We start from the raw sequence: 14,515 nt of genomic DNA on the forward strand, positions 1-14,515 counted from the left end.
GGCGGCCCTCGCGCGTCCGCTAGGCCGGGAGTGGTCCCGGGCGGCTCCGGGGCCGGGTGCGGCCCGTGCCGGGGGAGCAGGTCCCCGGCACGGGCGCGGAGATCAGGCGCGCAGGTCCGCCTGGACCATGCCCGCGGCGAGCGTGGTGCCCGATTGCGGATCGATCACGAGGAAGGAGCCTCCGTCCCGCGTGGCGGCGTAGGGCTCGAGCGGCAGCGGCTCCGCCAGCTGCAGCTGGACCTGTACGAGGTCGTTGAGCTCGGCCGTGTCCGTGGGGACGGTCTCGAGGGACTCGATGTCCAGCCGCTCGGAGATCCCCTGGACCCGGGCCTGCACGGTGCGGGTGCCGTGCTTGACGAGCACCCGGGCCCGCTCGCGCAGCGGGGTCTCCGAGAGCCAGCAGAGCACCGCCGCGGTGCTGTCCGTGGGCACCGGGACGGTCCCCCCGGCGAGGACGTCCCCGCGGGAGATGTCCAGCTCGTCGGCGAGGCTCAGGGTGACCGAGAGCCCGGCGGCCGCCCGCTCGACGGGGGAGCCGGCGACGTCGATCGCGGTCACGGTCGTGGAGCGGCCCGAGCCGGCCACCGTGACGGGATCGCCGAGCGCGACGGTGCCGGAGGTGATCAGGCCCGCGTAGCCCCGGTAGTCCACGTGCGCGGGATCCACCGCGCCGTGCTGCGGACGGATCACCAGCTGCACGGGCAGGCGCAGATCCCCTTCGCGCTGATCGGCGCCCGGGGGGAGGGTCTCGAGCAGCGCGAGCAGCGTCGGCCCCTCGTACCAGGCGGTGCGCTCCGAGCGGGTCACGACGTTGTCGCCGTGCAGGGCCGAGACCGGGACCACGTGCACGTCCCGCAGGGCGAGGGAGTCGGCGACGCGGCCCAGCTCCGCGGCGACCGCGGCGTGGACGGCCTGCGGGTCCTCGACCAGGTCGATCTTGTTCAGCGCGACGAGCACGTGCGGAACCCGCAGGAGCGCGGCGATCGCGAGGTGGCGACGGGTCTGCTCGACCACGCCGTTGCGGGCATCGACGAGCACGACGACGACATCGGCGGTCGAGGCGCCCGTGACCGTGTTGCGGGTGTACTGCACGTGCCCGGGCGTGTCGGCGAGCACGTAGGAGCGCTCGGCCGTCGCGAAGTAGCGGTAGGCGACGTCGATCGTGATGCCCTGCTCGCGCTCGGCGCGCAGGCCGTCCGTGAGCAGCGCGAGATCGGCGAGCTCGCCCTTCCAACCCCGCTGGCGGCTGGCCGCCTCGACGGAGGCCAGCTGGTCGGCGAAGACGGACTTCGTGTCGTGCAGCAGGCGACCGATGAGGGTCGACTTGCCGTCGTCCACGCTGCCGGCGGTGGCCAGGCGCAGCAGGGTCGGGCCGCGATGACCCTCGGCCGTGCCCTCGGGGGCCAGGAGCAGATCGGCGGTGGTCATCAGAAGTAGCCCTCCTTCTTGCGGTCCTCCATGGCGGCCTCGGAGATCCGGTCGTCCGCCCGGGTGGCCCCGCGCTCGGTGATGGTGCTCGCGGCGACCTCGGCGAGGACGGCCTGCACGTCGAAGGCCTCGGAGAGCACGGCCCCCGTGCAGGACATGTCGCCGACGGTGCGGTACCGGACCGTGCGCCGGGTGGTCTCCTCGCCCTCGCGCAGTCCGCCCCAGTCGCCGGGGCAGAGCAGCATGCCGTCGCGCTCGACGACGTCGCGCTCGTGCGCGTAGTACAGGGAGGGCAGCTCGATCTGCTCGCGGGCGATGTAGCGCCATACGTCCAGCTCGGTCCAGTTCGACAGCGGGAAGACGCGGACGTGCTCGCCGGGGCGGTGGCGGGTGTTGTAGAGGTGCCACAGCTCGGGTCGCTGGTTCTTGGGGTCCCACTGCCCGAAGGCGGAGCGCAGGCTCATGATGCGCTCCTTGGCGCGAGCCTTGTCCTCGTCGCGGCGGCCGCCGCCGAAGACCGCCGTGAACCGGTGCTCCTCGATCGCGTCGAGCAGCGGCATGGTCTGCAGCGGGTTGCGCGTGCCGTCGGCCCGCTCCTCGAGCCGGCCGTCGTCGAGGTAGTCCTGCACCGAGGCGACGAGGAGCTCGACGCCCATCTCGGCGACCGTCCGGTCGCGGAACTCGATCACCTCAGGGAAGTTGTGGCCGGTGTCCACGTGCAGCACCGGGAAGGGGATCGGCGCGGGCCACAGGGCCTTCGCCGCGAGGTGCAGCATCACCACCGAGTCCTTGCCGCCGGAGAAGAGCATGACGGGACGCTCGAGCTCGGCGACGGTCTCGCGGATGATGTGGATGGCCTCGGCCTCGAGGGCGTCGAGCAGGCCGGCCGGGGCGTCCACGCGCGGAGCGGGGGCGAGGGCGGTCATCGGTCCTCCTGGGTGGGGCTGAGCGAGATCAGGACGGGGGCGGTGCGGATCGCCGGGGCGGGGTCGGCCGACGATCCCGCGGCGGTGCCCGCCTCGGTACCGCCGTCGCCTGGGTGGAGCCCGCATTCGGTCTTCTGCGTGCCGGCCCAGCGGCCGGCGCGGGGGTCCTCACCGGGGGCGACCGGTCGGGTGCAGGGGGCGCAGCCGATGCTGGGGTAGCCCTGGTGCAGCAGCGGGTTCTCCGGCAGGGAGTGCTCGCGCGAGTACGCCATGAGCCGATCGTACGACCAGCTGACGAGCGGGTTGATCTTGACGAGCCCGAAGGCCTCGTCGAAGGTCACCACGGGGGAGCCCGCACGGGTCGGTCCCTCGTCGCGGCGCACCCCGGTGACCCAGGCGTCGTAGCCGCCGAGCGCCTTCTTCAGGGGAGCGACCTTCCGCATGCCGCAGCAGGACGCGGGATCGCGGTCGTGGAGCTTCGCGCCGTGCTCGGCGTCCTGCTCCGCGACGGTGCGCTCGGGCAGTACGTCGACCACCGTCACGTCGAGCTCGCGGGCGACGCGGTCGCGGGTCGCGAGGGTTTCGGGGAAGTGGTAGCCGGTGTCGAGGAAGAGCACGTCCACACCGGGGCGATAAGCGGCGACGACGTGGGGGAGCACCGCATCGGCCATCGAGCAGGCCACCGTGAGCGAGTCTCTGAAGGTCTCCGCGGCCCACCGAGCCGCGGCCTCGGCGAGCTCCTCGGGGCCGAGCTCCGTCTCGAGGGCGGCGAAGCGCTCGGCACCCTCCGCCGCGAGGGCGCGCAGGCGGGCGATCCGCTCGTCGGGGGTCTCGAGGGCGCCCGGCGTCTCGTGGGCGGGATCGGTCGTGGTCATCGCAGCTCCTCCTCCTCGGCACGGTGCGCCCAGGCCGCGAAGGTCTCCCCATCGGTGCGACCGTCCGCGAAGCGGCGGACGACGCGCTCGACGTAGTCCGCCAGCTCCGTGGCCGCGACCTTGTGCTGGCGCAGCGTGCGCCCCAGCTGGGGCCCCTCGAGACCGGGTGCTGAGAGCGATCCTCCCAGATGGACCTGGAACCCGGGGACCTGCTCGCCGTCCTCGGTCGTGATGATCTGTCCCTTGAGCCCGATGTCGGCCGTCTGGATGCGGGCGCAGGAGTTGGGGCAGCCGTTCAGGTGCAGGCTGATCGGCTGTCCGAGACGCGGCTCGACGTCTGCGAGGCGGCGCTCGAGCTCGTCGACCGCCGCCGTCGCGGTGTCCTTGGTGTCCACGATCGCGAGCTTGCAGAACTCGAGGCCGGTGCAGGCCATCGTCGAGCGGCGCAGGGCGCTGGGCCGGGTGCGCAGCCCGAGGGCCTCGAGGCCCTCCACCGCGTCCTGGACGCGGTCGGCGGGGACGCCCAGCACCACGAGCTTCTGGAAGGCGGTCAGGCGCACGGACTCGGCGCCGACCTCCTCCACCAGATCGGCGAGGCGGGTCAGGAGGTCGCCGCGGATCCGGCCGACGGTGGGGGCGGCGCCGATGTACGAGCGGCCGTCCTTCTGGAGATGCACGCCGACGTGGTCGCCCGGCCCGGTGGCCGGGGCGGGCGCCGGGCCGTCCGGGAGGGCGTAGCCGAGGTACTCGGACTCGAGCACCTCGCGGAACCGCTCCGTGCCCCAGTCGGCGAGCAGGAACTTCAGCCGCGCCTTGTTGCGCAGGCGGCGGAAGCCGTAGTCGCGGAAGATCCGCACCACGCCGTGCCACACGTCGGGTGCCTGCTCCTCGGTGACGAAGACGCCCAGGCGCTCGCCGAGCCGCGGGGCGGTGGAGAGCGCGCCGCCCACCCAGAGGTCGTAGCCGGGGCCGAGCTCGGGGTGGACCACGCCCACGAGTGAGATGTCGTTGATCTCGTGGGCGACGTCGAGGCTGGGGTGCCCGGTGATCGCGGTCTTGAACTTGCGCGGCAGGTTCGCGAGCTCGGGGTCGCCGATGTAGCGGCGCTTGATCTCGGCGATCACCGGGGTGGGGTCGATGATCTCGTCGGCGGCGATGCCGGCGACGGGGCTGCCGAGGAAGCCGCGCGGGGTGTCGCCGCAGGCCGTGGTGGTCTCGAGGCCGACGGTGTCCAGGCGGCGCCAGATCTCGGGGACGTCCTCGATCTCGATCCAGTGGTACTGGACGTTCTGGCGATCGGTGAGGTCGGTCGCGCCGCGGGCGAAGTCGGTGGAGATCGAGCCGAGCACGCGCAAGGCGGCGGGGGAGAGGGCGGCACCGTCGGTGCGCACGCGGAGCATGAAGTAGCGGTCCTCGAGCTCGTGCGGCTCGAGCTGCGCCGTGCGGCCGCCGTCGATCCCGGGCTTGCGCTGGGTGTACAGGCCCCACCAGCGGAAGCGGCCGTGGAGATCGTCACAGGGGATCGCGTCGAAGCCCTCGCGGGCATAGGTCTGCTCGATGCGGGCGCGGACGTTGAGCCCGTTGTCCGCGGCCTTGAACTCCTCGTTGGGGTTCAGCGGCGCCGTGCCGTCGACCTTCCACTGCCCCTGCGGCTTGCCCGAGCGGGAGGGGCGCACCCGCGACGGAGCGGCGTGCGCGGGAGCTCCGTCGGCGGGCGGACGGGTGCTGAGATCGGTGGACTCCATGCTCACAGAATGACGAGTTATGGAGGCGATTACAAACGCTTTGGTCATCCGGTGTCATGCACGGCACTCCCGCGTCATGCGTGGGCATCGGACGTCTCGCATCCCGGACCGGGGTGGCTCGGCGGAGGTGAGGGCCTATGCTGTCGCCATGCATCTCGACATCCTCGTAGTTCCCGAGCGCGGCTGACGCCCGTTCGTCCTTCGAGCACGTCACCGCGCCCCTCCCTGAGCCCCAGGCGGAGGGGCTTTTTCGTGCCCCCGGTCGGGTGCGATCCCTCGGGAGGGGAACGGCCGCAGTCCCCGCCACGACCACCGTCCGAGACGACGAAGGAGTTCCGATGACCGGACAGCAGATGACGGGCGCCCAGGCGCTGGTCGAGTCCCTCGAGCATGCCGGGGCCGAGGTCGTCTTCGGCCTCCCCGGCGGGGCGATCCTGCCCACCTACGACCCGCTGATGGACGCGAAGACGCTGCGCCACGTGCTGGTCCGCCACGAGCAGGGCGCCGGCCACGCGGCGAGCGGCTACGCCCACGCCACCGGCAAGGTCGGCGTGTGCCTCGCGACCTCGGGCCCCGGGGCGACCAACCTGATCACGGCGATCGCCGACGCGCAGATGGACTCGATCCCGCTCGTCGCGATCACCGGCCAGGTCGGCTCGTCCTTCATCGGGACAGACGCCTTCCAGGAGGCCGACATCGTGGGCATGACCATGCCCGTGACCAAGCACAACTTCCTGGTCTCCGATGCCGACGAGATCCCCAAGGTCATCAAGCAGGCCTTCCACATCGCCTCGACCGGTCGGCCCGGCGCCGTGCTGGTGGACGTCACCAAGGACGCGCAGCAGGCGATGACCGAGTTCGTCTGGCCCGAGACCCTCGACCTGCCGGGCTACCGCCCCGAGTCGCGCCCGCACAGCAAGCAGATCCGTGAGGCGGCGACCCTCCTGCTCGAGGCCAAGCGGCCCGTCTTCCTCCTCGGCGGCGGCGTGCTGCGCGGCCGCGCCTGGCAGGAGGTCGGCGAGCTCGTGGACGTCTCCGGCGCCCCCTTCGTCACCACTCTCATGGCCCGCGGCGCCCTCCCGGACTCGCACCCCAGCCACCTCGGCATGCCCGGCATGCACGGGACTGTCGCGGCGGTCTCGGCCCTGCAGCGGGCCGACCTGATCGTGAACATCGGTGCCCGCTTCGATGACCGCGTCACCGGTCGCCTGGACTCCTTCGCCCCGAACGCGGCGATCGTCCATGCCGACGTCGACCCCGCAGAGATCTCCAAGAACATCGAGACCGACGTGCCGATCGTGGGCCAGGCCGCCGATGTCGCCCGGGCCCTCACCGCCGAGCTGCGCAGCCGGCTGGACGCGGCGGAGAGCGACCCCCGCGACTACGACGCCTGGTGGAGCGCGCTGGACCTCCTGCGCGACAACTACCCGCTGGGCTGGACCGAGACGGAGGACGGCCTGACCGCCCCGCAGAAGGTCATCTCCCGTCTCGGCGCGCTCTCCGGACCGGAGGCGATCATGGTCGCCGGCGTCGGACAGCACCAGATGTGGTCCGCGCAGTTCGTCCAGTACGAGAACCCGCTCACCTGGATCAACTCGGGGGGCCTCGGGACCATGGGCTACTCGGTGCCCGCGGCCATGGGTGCCAAGGTCGGGCAGCCGGACCGCGTGGTCTGGTCGATCGACGGAGACGGGTGCTTCCAGATGACCAATCAGGAGCTCGCCACCTGCGTCATCAACGACATCCCGATCAAGGTCGCGGTCATCAACAACTCGAGCCTCGGCATGGTGCGCCAGTGGCAGAACCTCTTCTACGACCAGCGCTACTCCAACACCGAACTCAACACCGGTCACGGCAGCCGCCGCATCCCCGACTTCGTGAAGCTCGCCGACGCCTACGGCGCCGCGGGCCTGCGCTGCGAGCGCGACGAGGACATCGACGACACCATCCGCCAGGCGCTCGAGATCAACGACCGCCCCGTGGTCGTCGACTTCACGGTGAGCGCCGACGCGATGGTGTGGCCGATGGTCCCCGCCGGCGTCTCCAACGACGAGATCCAGATCGCCCAGGGCATGAGCCCCGAGTGGGAGAGGGACATCTGATCATGAACGCCGCTTCCGCCCCGTCCACCTCGGAGTACGTGATGACCCCCCACAGCCAGACCCTGTCCGTCCTGGTGGAGAACAAGCCCGGCGTGCTCACGCGCGTCGCCGCCCTGTTCTCGCGCCGCGGCTACAACATCTCGTCCCTCGCCGTCGGCCCCACCGAGCACCCGGAGATCTCCCGCATCACCGTGGTGGTCGACGTCGACCAGCGTCGTCTCGAGCAGATCACCAAGCAGCTCAACAAGCTCGTCAACGTGCTCAAGATCGTCCAGCTCGAGCCGCGCCAGACCGTCCAGCGCGAGCTGATCCTGATCAAGGTCACCGCGGACTCCTCGAGCCGCACCTCGGTGCTCGAGATCGTCCAGATGTTCCGGGCGAAGGTGGTCGACGCGGCGACCGACTCGGTCACCATCGAGGCGACAGGCACCCAGGACAAGCTCTCGGCGCTGCTGGGGATGCTCGAGGAGTTCGGCATCCGCGAGATCGTGAAGTCCGGCGAGGTGGCCATCGGTCGCGGCGCCCGGGCGATCACGGACCGCTCGCTACTCGGCTGAGCGCGAGCCGCTCGCGCGGTCTCACATCCGGAGACATCCTCTCATCATGCAAGACTTCCGGCGCTAGGATCGACCTGACGCCGGCGCCGCTGCACCGCATCGCGGGCGGCGCGGACCCCGACCCACAGAACAAGGAGCACATCGTGGCGGAGATCTTCTACGACGACAACGCTGACCTCTCGATCATCCAGGGCAAGAAGGTCGCGGTGATCGGCTTCGGCTCGCAGGGCCACGCCCACGCCCTGAACCTGCGCGACAGCGGCGTCGAGGTCCGCGTGGGCCTCCGCGAGGGCTCGAAGTCCGCCGCGAAGGCGCAGGAGGAGGGCCTGGGCACCGGCACCGTCGCCGAGGTCTCCGAGTGGGCCGACCTGATCATGATCCTCACGCCGGACCAGGACCAGCGGAAGGTCTTCGCCGAATCCATCCAGCCGCACCTCACAGAGGGCAAGGCGCTCGCCTTCGCGCACGGCTTCAACATCCGCTTCGGCTACATCGAGGTCCCCGCCGGCGTGGACGTCCTGCTCATCGCCCCCAAGGCCCCCGGCCACACCGTGCGTCGCGAGTTCGTCGCCGGCCGCGGCATCCCGGACATCGTCGCCGTCGAGCAGGACGCCACCGGCTCCGCCTGGGACCTCGCGCTGTCCTACGCCAAGGGCATCGGCGGCACCCGCGCCGGCGTCATCAAGACCACCTTCACCGAGGAGACCGAGACCGACCTCTTCGGCGAGCAGGCCGTGCTCTGCGGCGGCATGAGCCACCTGGTCCAGGCCGGCTTCGAGACCCTCTCCGAGGCGGGCTACCAGCCGGAGATCGCCTACTTCGAGGTCCTCCACGAACTCAAGCTCATCGTCGACCTGATGTGGGAGGGCGGCATCGCCAAGCAGCGCTGGTCGATCTCCGACACCGCCGAGTTCGGCGACTACGTCTCCGGCCCCCGCGTCGTCACCGACCAGACCAAGGCCGACATGAAGGCGATCCTCGCCGACATCCAGTCCGGCGCCTTCGCGAAGCGGTTCATCGAGGACCAGGACAACGGTGCGAAGGAGTTCCAGGAGCTGCGCGCGAAGGAGGCCGAGCATGAGATCGAGAAGGTCGGCCGGGACCTGCGCAAGATGTTCTCCTGGTCCACCTCGGGCCTCGACGACGACTACACCGAGGGCAGCGCCGCGCGCTGACCCCTCGCGTCCCACGGCCGACGGCGGGTGCACCGGAGGGTGCCCCGCCGTCGTCGTCCCCGCGCCGCCGCGCCCCGGCGGGTCTCGCATCGTGACCCCCGTTCCCGCATGGCGGACACCGGACTACTCTGGTCCCGAAGGCCCTGAAACCCGTCGCCCCCGAGGATGAGTGCGACGACCACCATCCGCACCGGAGGAGATTCCGTGACGCGTCCTGTCGTGCTCATCGCTGAGGAACTGTCGCCCGCCACCGTCGAGGTCCTCGGCCCCGACGTCGAGGTGCGCAGCGTGGACGGCACCGACCGCCCGGCGCTGCTCGCCGCCGTGGCCGAGGCCGATGCCCTGCTGGTCCGCTCCGCCACCCAGGTCGACGCGGAGGTCTTCGCCGCCGCGGGACGGCTCAAGGTCGTCGCCCGCGCCGGCGTGGGCCTGGACAACGTCGACGTCGCCTCCGCCACGACCGCCGGGGCGATGGTCATCAACGCTCCCACCTCGAACATCGTCTCGGCGGCGGAGCTCGCCGTGACCCTGATCCTCTCTTCGCTGCGCCACCTGGCCCGCGCCGATGCCTCGGTGAAGGCCGGCAAGTGGGAGCGGAAGCAGCTCACCGGCGTCGAGCTGCTCGGGAAGACGGTCGGCGTCGTCGGCTTCGGCCGCATCGGACAGCTCGTGGCCGAGCGCCTGGCCGGGTTCGGCGTCGAGCTGCTCGCCTACGACCCCTACGTGAACCACACCCGGGCCGCCGAGCTCGGTGCGCGCGTGGTCGAGCTCGACGAGCTCATGCGCGCCTCCGACATCGTCACCGTGCACATGCCCAAGACCCCGGAGACCACCGGGCTGATCGGCGCCGAGCAGTTCGCGCTCGCCAAGCCCACCCTGCACATCGTCAACGCCGCCCGCGGCGGGCTGATCGACGAGGAGGCGCTGTACACGGCGCTGACCACCGGGCAGATCGCCGGCGCCGGCCTGGACGTCTACACCTCCGAGCCGCCCGCCACGAGCGAGACCGCAGCGCGCCTGCTCGAGCTCGACAACGTCACCCTCACCCCGCACCTCGGCGCCTCGACGGCCGAGGCGCAGGAGAAGGCCGGCGTGGCCGTCGCCAAGTCCGTGCGCCTCGCTCTCGCGGGCGAGCTCGTCCCCGACGCCGTGAACGTCGCCGGCGGCGCGATCGACGACCTGGTCCGCCCGGGCGTGGCACTCGCCGACCGCCTCGGCCAGCTCTTCACCGCGCTCGCGGCCGAGTCGCCCGAGCTGCTCGAGATCGTCGTGCGCGGCGAGATCGCCACCCACGACGTCACCGCGCTCAAGCTCTCCGCCCTCCGCGGACTGTTCCGCGGCGTGGTCACCGACCAGGTCAGCTACGTCAACGCCCCCGTCATGGCCGAGGAGCGCGGCATCACCGTGCAGCTGCAGACCGAGGAGGCCTCCGAGCGGTTCCGCAACGTGATCTCGCTGCGCGGCACGCTCCGCAGCGGCGAGGTCGTCTCCGTCTCCGGCACCCTCAGCGGCGTCGAGCAGGCCCACAAGCTCGTCGAGGTGGGCGGCCACGCGCTCGAGGTCCCCCTCAGCGACCACCTGCTGCTGATCCGCTACGAGGACGGACCGGGCCTGATCGGCCAGTACGGCGCCCGTCTCGGCGAGGCGGGCGTGAACATCGCCGGCATGCAGGTATCCCGCGCGGGCAAGGGCCCCGGCGCCGAAGCCCTCGTGGTCCTCGACCTGGACTCCTCCGTGGACCGCGAGCTCGCCGAGCGCATCGGCGAGGACATCGGCGCCCACTCGATCCACGCCGTCGACCTCGTCTACTGACCCCGACCCTCGCGACCGAGCGTCACCGAAGGAGCACCACCATGAGCACGACCTCCGCGTCCACCACCCTGCGCCTCGCCGTCATCGAGGGAGACGGCATCGGCCAGGAGGTCGTCCCGCAGGGCCTGCGAGCCCTCCGGGCGGCCCTCGAGCCGGCCGGCGTCACGGTCGAGACCACCGACTTCGACCTCGGGGCGGGCCGCTGGCACCGCACCGGCGAGACGCTCACCGACGATGACATGGCCCGCCTCGCCGAGCACGACGCGATCCTGCTCGGCGCGGTCGGCGATCCCGGGGTCCCCTCGGGCGTCCTCGAGCGCGGCCTGCTGCTGAAGCTCCGCTTCGGCTTCGACCACTACGTGAACCTGCGTCCCACCCGGCTCTTCCCGGGCGTGGCGACACCGCTCGCAGAGCCCGGCGAGATCGACTTCCTGGTGGTGCGCGAGGGCACCGAGGGCCCGTACGTCGGCAACGGCGGCTCGATGCGCACCGGCACCGAGCTGGAGGTCGCCACCGAGGTGTCCCTCAACACCGCCGTCGGCGTCGAGCGGGTGGTCCGCTACGCCTTCGAGCAGGCCGCGGCCCGCCGGGGGAAGCTCACCCTGGTGCACAAGCACAACGTGCTGGTCCACGCCGGGCACCTGTGGCGGCGGATCGTCGAGCAGGTCGGGGCCGAGTACCCGGCGGTCACCGTCGACTACGCCCATGTCGACGCGATGATGATCTACCTCGTGCAGGACCCCGCGCGCTTCGACGTGATCGTCACCGACAACCTCTTCGGCGACATCGTCACCGATCTCGCGGGCGCCATCGGGGGCGGCATCGGCCTGGCGGCGAGCGGCAACGTGAACCCCACCGGGGCCTTCCCGTCGATGTTCGAGCCCGTGCACGGATCGGCACCGGACATCGCCGGCCAGGACAAGGCCGATCCCACCGCCACGGTGCTCTCGGTCGCGCTGATGCTGGACCACCTGGGGCACGTCGAGCCGGCCGCCGCCGTGCGCGCCGCGGTCGAGAACGACCTCGCCGCCCGGGCCGAGGACCCCTCGCTCGCTGCCCGCGGGACCGTCGCGATCGGCGACGCGCTCGTCGCCGCGATCTCCGGGCGCTGAGCCCGCACCTGCCACACTGACCCCACCCGCCCGATCCTCGAGGAGGAGCCACCCGTGAGCGCGCTCGCCTACCCCCAGTCCGACACCACCCGTCGCATCGGCGACGACGAGCGCGCCCGCATCCTCGCCGCCCCCGGCTTCGGCCAGCACTTCACCGACTTCATGACCCATGCCCGGTGGACCGTCGAGGGCGGCTGGGCCGGGGGAGAGGTCATCCCGTTCGGACCGCTGCAGCTCTCCCCGGCCTCGGCCGTGCTGCACTACGGCCAGGAGATCTTCGAGGGGCTCAAGGCGTTCCGCCACGCCGACGGCTCGGTGTGGACCTTCCGTCCCGAGCGCAACGGGGAGCGGCTCGCGGCCTCCGCCCGTCGCCTCGCCCTGCCCGAGCTGCCGGTCGAGGACTTCCTCGCCTCGCTGCGCGCGCAGGTCGCGGCCGACGAGCCGTGGGTGCCGGAGCCGACCGGCGAGCAGTCGCTGTACCTGCGTCCCTTCATGATCGCCAACGAGGAGTTCCTCGGGGTCCGGGCCTCCCACGTGGTCGACTACTACGTCATCGCCTGCCCGGCGGGCGCCTACTTCCCGCGCGGGGTGCAGCCTCTCGTCGTGTGGATCACGGACGAGTTCGCCCGCGCCGGCGCCGGGGGCACCGGCGCCGCGAAGTGCGGCGGCAACTACGCGTCCTCCCTCCTGGGCAAGGCGCAGGCGGCCGAGCACGGGGCCGACGAGGTGCTCTTCCTCGACTCCGAGACGCACACCTCGATCGACGAGCTCTCGGGCATGAACGTCTTCGCGATCACGGCCGACGGCAGGATCCTCACGCCGTCCCTCAGCGGGTCGATCCTCGAGGGCGTCACCCGTTCCTCCATCCTCACCCTCGCCGCGGATCGCGGTCTCGAGCCCGTCGAGCAGCGCCTGGTGATGGACGAGGTGCTCGCGCAGCTCGCGAATGGCGAGATCACCGAGATGTTCGCCTGCGGCACGGCCGCCGTGATCACGCCGATCGGGGAGTTCTGCCATCCGGGCGGCGCGCAGGCCGTCGGCGACGGCGGCTCCGGCGAGACCACCCTCGCCCTGCGCCAGGAGCTCACGGACATCCAGTACGGACGGGTGCCCGACCGCCACGGCTGGCTCTCCCGGCTGGTGTGAGATGACGAGCACCGCCCGCCCCACACTCAGCGCCGTGGACGGCTTCCACCTCTACGACACGACCCTCCGCGACGGCTCCCAGCAGGAGGGCCTGACGCTCTCCGTCGCGGACAAGCTCGCCGTCGCGCGCTTGCTCGACGAGCTGGGCGTGACCTACATCGAGGGCGGCTGGCCGGGCGCGGTCCCGCGCGACACCGAGTTCTTCGCCCGCGCGGCGACCGAGCTCGAGCTGCGCACCGCCCGTCTCGCCGCTTTCGGCGCGACCCGCAAGGCCGGCGCCTCCGTGACGGAGGATCCGCAGGTCGCGGCGCTCGTGGTCTCGGGGGCACCGACCATCACGCTCGTGGCCAAGTCGGATCTGCGCCATGTTCTCGGCGCCCTGCGCACCACGGCCGAGGAGAACCTGGCGATGGTCCGGGACACCGTCGAGCATCTGCGGGGCCTGGATCGCGAGGTGTTCGTCGACGCCGAGCACTTCTTCGACGGCTACCTGCACGATGCCGACTACACCGCCTCCGTGGTGATCGCCGCCTACGAGGCCGGTGCGGCGGCGGTGGTGCTGTGCGACACCAACGGCGGGATGCTCCCGCACCACGTGACCGAGATCGTCGAGGACCTCCGCGGCCGACTCGACGCCGCCGGGCTCGCCGGCGCGCGCCTCGGCGCACACACCCACAACGACTCCGGCTGCGCGGTCGCGAACGCCCTCACCGCCGTGCGTGCGGGCATCACCCACGTGCAGGGATGCGTCAACGGCTACGGGGAGCGCACCGGCAACGCGGACCTCGTCACGCTCCTCGCCGACCTCCAGCTGAAGATGGGCCTCGAGCTCGTCTCCCCGGAGACCCTCGCCGAGACGACGCGCATCGCCCACGCGATCGGGGAGATCGTGAACATGCCGGTCACCTCCCGCGCGCCCTATGTGGGGGCGAGCGCTTTCGCGCACAAAGCCGGCCTGCACGCCAGCGCGATCCGGGTGGACCCGGATCTCTACCAGCACATGGATCCGCGCGGGATCGGCAACGACATGCGCATGATCATCTCGGACATGGCCGGCCGCGCCTCGATCGAGCTCAAGGGCCGCGAGCTCGGCTTCGACCTCGCGGGGGATCAGGAGCTGCTCTCGCGGCTCGCGGCGACCGTCAAGCAACGCGAGGCGGAGGGCTACTCCTACGAGGCGGCCGATGCCTCCTTCGAGCTCCTCGTCCTGGACGAGCTCGGGCAGGTGCCGTCCTACGCGACGGTCGAATCGTGGCGCGCCACCTCCCAGCAGCTGCGCGACGGCACCCTCGAGTCCGAGGCGACGGTGCGCCTGCTCGCCGGGACGGGCGAGGACGCAGAGCGGCGGGTCGCGATCGCCGAGGGCAACGGCCCGGTCAACGCGCTGGACCTCGCGCTGCGCTCCGCCCTACGCGAGCACTACCCCGAGATCGACGACTTCGAGCTGCAGGACTTCAAGGTGCGCATCCTCGACGCGCAGCACGGCACCGATGCGACCACCCGGGTGCTCGTGCGGACCTCCGGGCGCGGTCTCGAGTTCCAGACCGTGGGCGTCGGCCCGAACGTCATCGAGGCCTCGTGGGAGGCCGTCCTCGACGCCTACACCTACGGCCTGCACAAGTCGGGCGTCTGAGGCC

11 protein-coding genes are annotated in these 14,515 nt (G+C 71.7%); 7 read left to right on the top strand and 4 right to left on the bottom strand.

The genetic code is table 11. From position 1 onward, the window contains the following. Window positions 1-102: 102 nt before the first annotated feature. The 4 genes from ACZCAH_RS01310 to ACZCAH_RS01325 are packed head-to-tail and all read right to left on the bottom strand — an operon-like array spanning window position 103 to window position 4,974. Window positions 103-1,428, bottom strand: a complete 1,326-nt coding sequence (locus tag ACZCAH_RS01310) for a sulfate adenylyltransferase subunit 1 (protein ID WP_464339358.1) — start codon at window positions 1,426-1,428, stop codon at window positions 103-105. Further along, window positions 1,428-2,354 (bottom strand): sulfate adenylyltransferase subunit CysD, encoded by a 927-nt coding sequence (cysD, locus tag ACZCAH_RS01315; RefSeq protein ID WP_464339359.1) that lies wholly within the window; start codon window positions 2,352-2,354, stop codon window positions 1,428-1,430. The genes ACZCAH_RS01310 and cysD overlap by 1 nt, the downstream gene beginning before the upstream one ends. Beyond that, window positions 2,351-3,229 carry a phosphoadenylyl-sulfate reductase gene (locus ACZCAH_RS01320; RefSeq protein WP_464339360.1) on the bottom strand — a complete coding sequence of 293 codons (879 nt, stop codon included), beginning with the start codon at window positions 3,227-3,229 and terminating at the stop codon, window positions 2,351-2,353. The genes cysD and ACZCAH_RS01320 overlap by 4 nt, the downstream gene beginning before the upstream one ends. After that, entirely contained in the window at window positions 3,226-4,974 is a 1,749-nt protein-coding gene (locus tag ACZCAH_RS01325; protein ID WP_464339361.1) for a nitrite/sulfite reductase, read from the bottom strand. Before ACZCAH_RS01325 ends, ACZCAH_RS01320 begins: the two co-directional genes overlap by 4 nt. Before the next feature lie 338 nt (window positions 4,975-5,312). Here ACZCAH_RS01325 and ACZCAH_RS01330 point away from each other — a divergent pair, with 338 nt between their 5' ends. From ACZCAH_RS01330 to cimA, 7 genes are all read left to right on the top strand, one after another. Beyond that, window positions 5,313-7,076, top strand: coding sequence for an acetolactate synthase large subunit (locus tag ACZCAH_RS01330; RefSeq protein WP_464339362.1), 1,764 nt, complete (start codon window positions 5,313-5,315; stop codon window positions 7,074-7,076). Between the two features lie 41 nt (window positions 7,077-7,117). Continuing rightward, on the top strand, window positions 7,118-7,633 hold the full coding sequence (gene ilvN / locus ACZCAH_RS01335; RefSeq protein ID WP_464339797.1) for an acetolactate synthase small subunit: 516 nt from the start codon (window positions 7,118-7,120) through the stop codon (window positions 7,631-7,633). Between the two features lie 143 nt (window positions 7,634-7,776). Further along, a complete protein-coding gene (ilvC, locus tag ACZCAH_RS01340) occupies window positions 7,777-8,808 on the top strand; it encodes a ketol-acid reductoisomerase (RefSeq protein WP_329748065.1) in 1,032 nt (343 codons plus the stop codon). A 204-nt stretch (window positions 8,809-9,012) separates the two neighbouring features. Continuing rightward, on the top strand, window positions 9,013-10,620 hold the full coding sequence (gene serA / locus ACZCAH_RS01345) for a phosphoglycerate dehydrogenase (protein ID WP_329745341.1): 1,608 nt from the start codon (window positions 9,013-9,015) through the stop codon (window positions 10,618-10,620). A gap of 41 nt (window positions 10,621-10,661) precedes the next feature. Then, window positions 10,662-11,732, top strand: a complete 1,071-nt coding sequence (locus tag ACZCAH_RS01350) for a 3-isopropylmalate dehydrogenase (RefSeq protein WP_464339363.1) — start codon at window positions 10,662-10,664, stop codon at window positions 11,730-11,732. A gap of 54 nt (window positions 11,733-11,786) precedes the next feature. After that, the gene (locus tag ACZCAH_RS01355; protein ID WP_464339364.1) at window positions 11,787-12,878 is read left to right on the top strand and encodes a branched-chain amino acid aminotransferase; all 1,092 of its coding nucleotides are present in this window, start codon (window positions 11,787-11,789) and stop codon (window positions 12,876-12,878) included. 1 nt (window position 12,879) lies between these two features. After that, on the top strand, window positions 12,880-14,511 hold the full coding sequence (gene cimA, locus ACZCAH_RS01360; RefSeq protein WP_464339365.1) for a citramalate synthase: 1,632 nt from the start codon (window positions 12,880-12,882) through the stop codon (window positions 14,509-14,511). Window positions 14,512-14,515: the final 4 nt, after the last annotated feature.

The organism is Brachybacterium sp. B718/18 (assembly GCF_055454375.1).

Excerpts from the sequence above, each read along its gene's own strand:
- ACZCAH_RS01310 (WP_464339358.1), bottom strand. The coding sequence starts at position 1,428 with ATGACCACCGCCGATCTGCTCCTGGCCCCCGAGGGCACGGCCGAGGGT.
- cysD (WP_464339359.1), bottom strand. The coding sequence starts at position 2,354 with ATGACCGCCCTCGCCCCCGCTCCGCGCGTGGACGCCCCGGCCGGCCTG.
- ACZCAH_RS01320 (WP_464339360.1), bottom strand. The coding sequence starts at position 3,229 with ATGACCACGACCGATCCCGCCCACGAGACGCCGGGCGCCCTCGAGACC.
- ACZCAH_RS01325 (WP_464339361.1), bottom strand. The coding sequence starts at position 4,974 with ATGGAGTCCACCGATCTCAGCACCCGTCCGCCCGCCGACGGAGCTCCC.
- ACZCAH_RS01330 (WP_464339362.1), top strand. The coding sequence starts at position 5,313 with ATGACCGGACAGCAGATGACGGGCGCCCAGGCGCTGGTCGAGTCCCTC.
- ilvN (WP_464339797.1), top strand. The coding sequence starts at position 7,118 with ATGACCCCCCACAGCCAGACCCTGTCCGTCCTGGTGGAGAACAAGCCC.
- ACZCAH_RS01350 (WP_464339363.1), top strand. The coding sequence starts at position 10,662 with ATGAGCACGACCTCCGCGTCCACCACCCTGCGCCTCGCCGTCATCGAG.
- cimA (WP_464339365.1), top strand. The coding sequence starts at position 12,880 with ATGACGAGCACCGCCCGCCCCACACTCAGCGCCGTGGACGGCTTCCAC.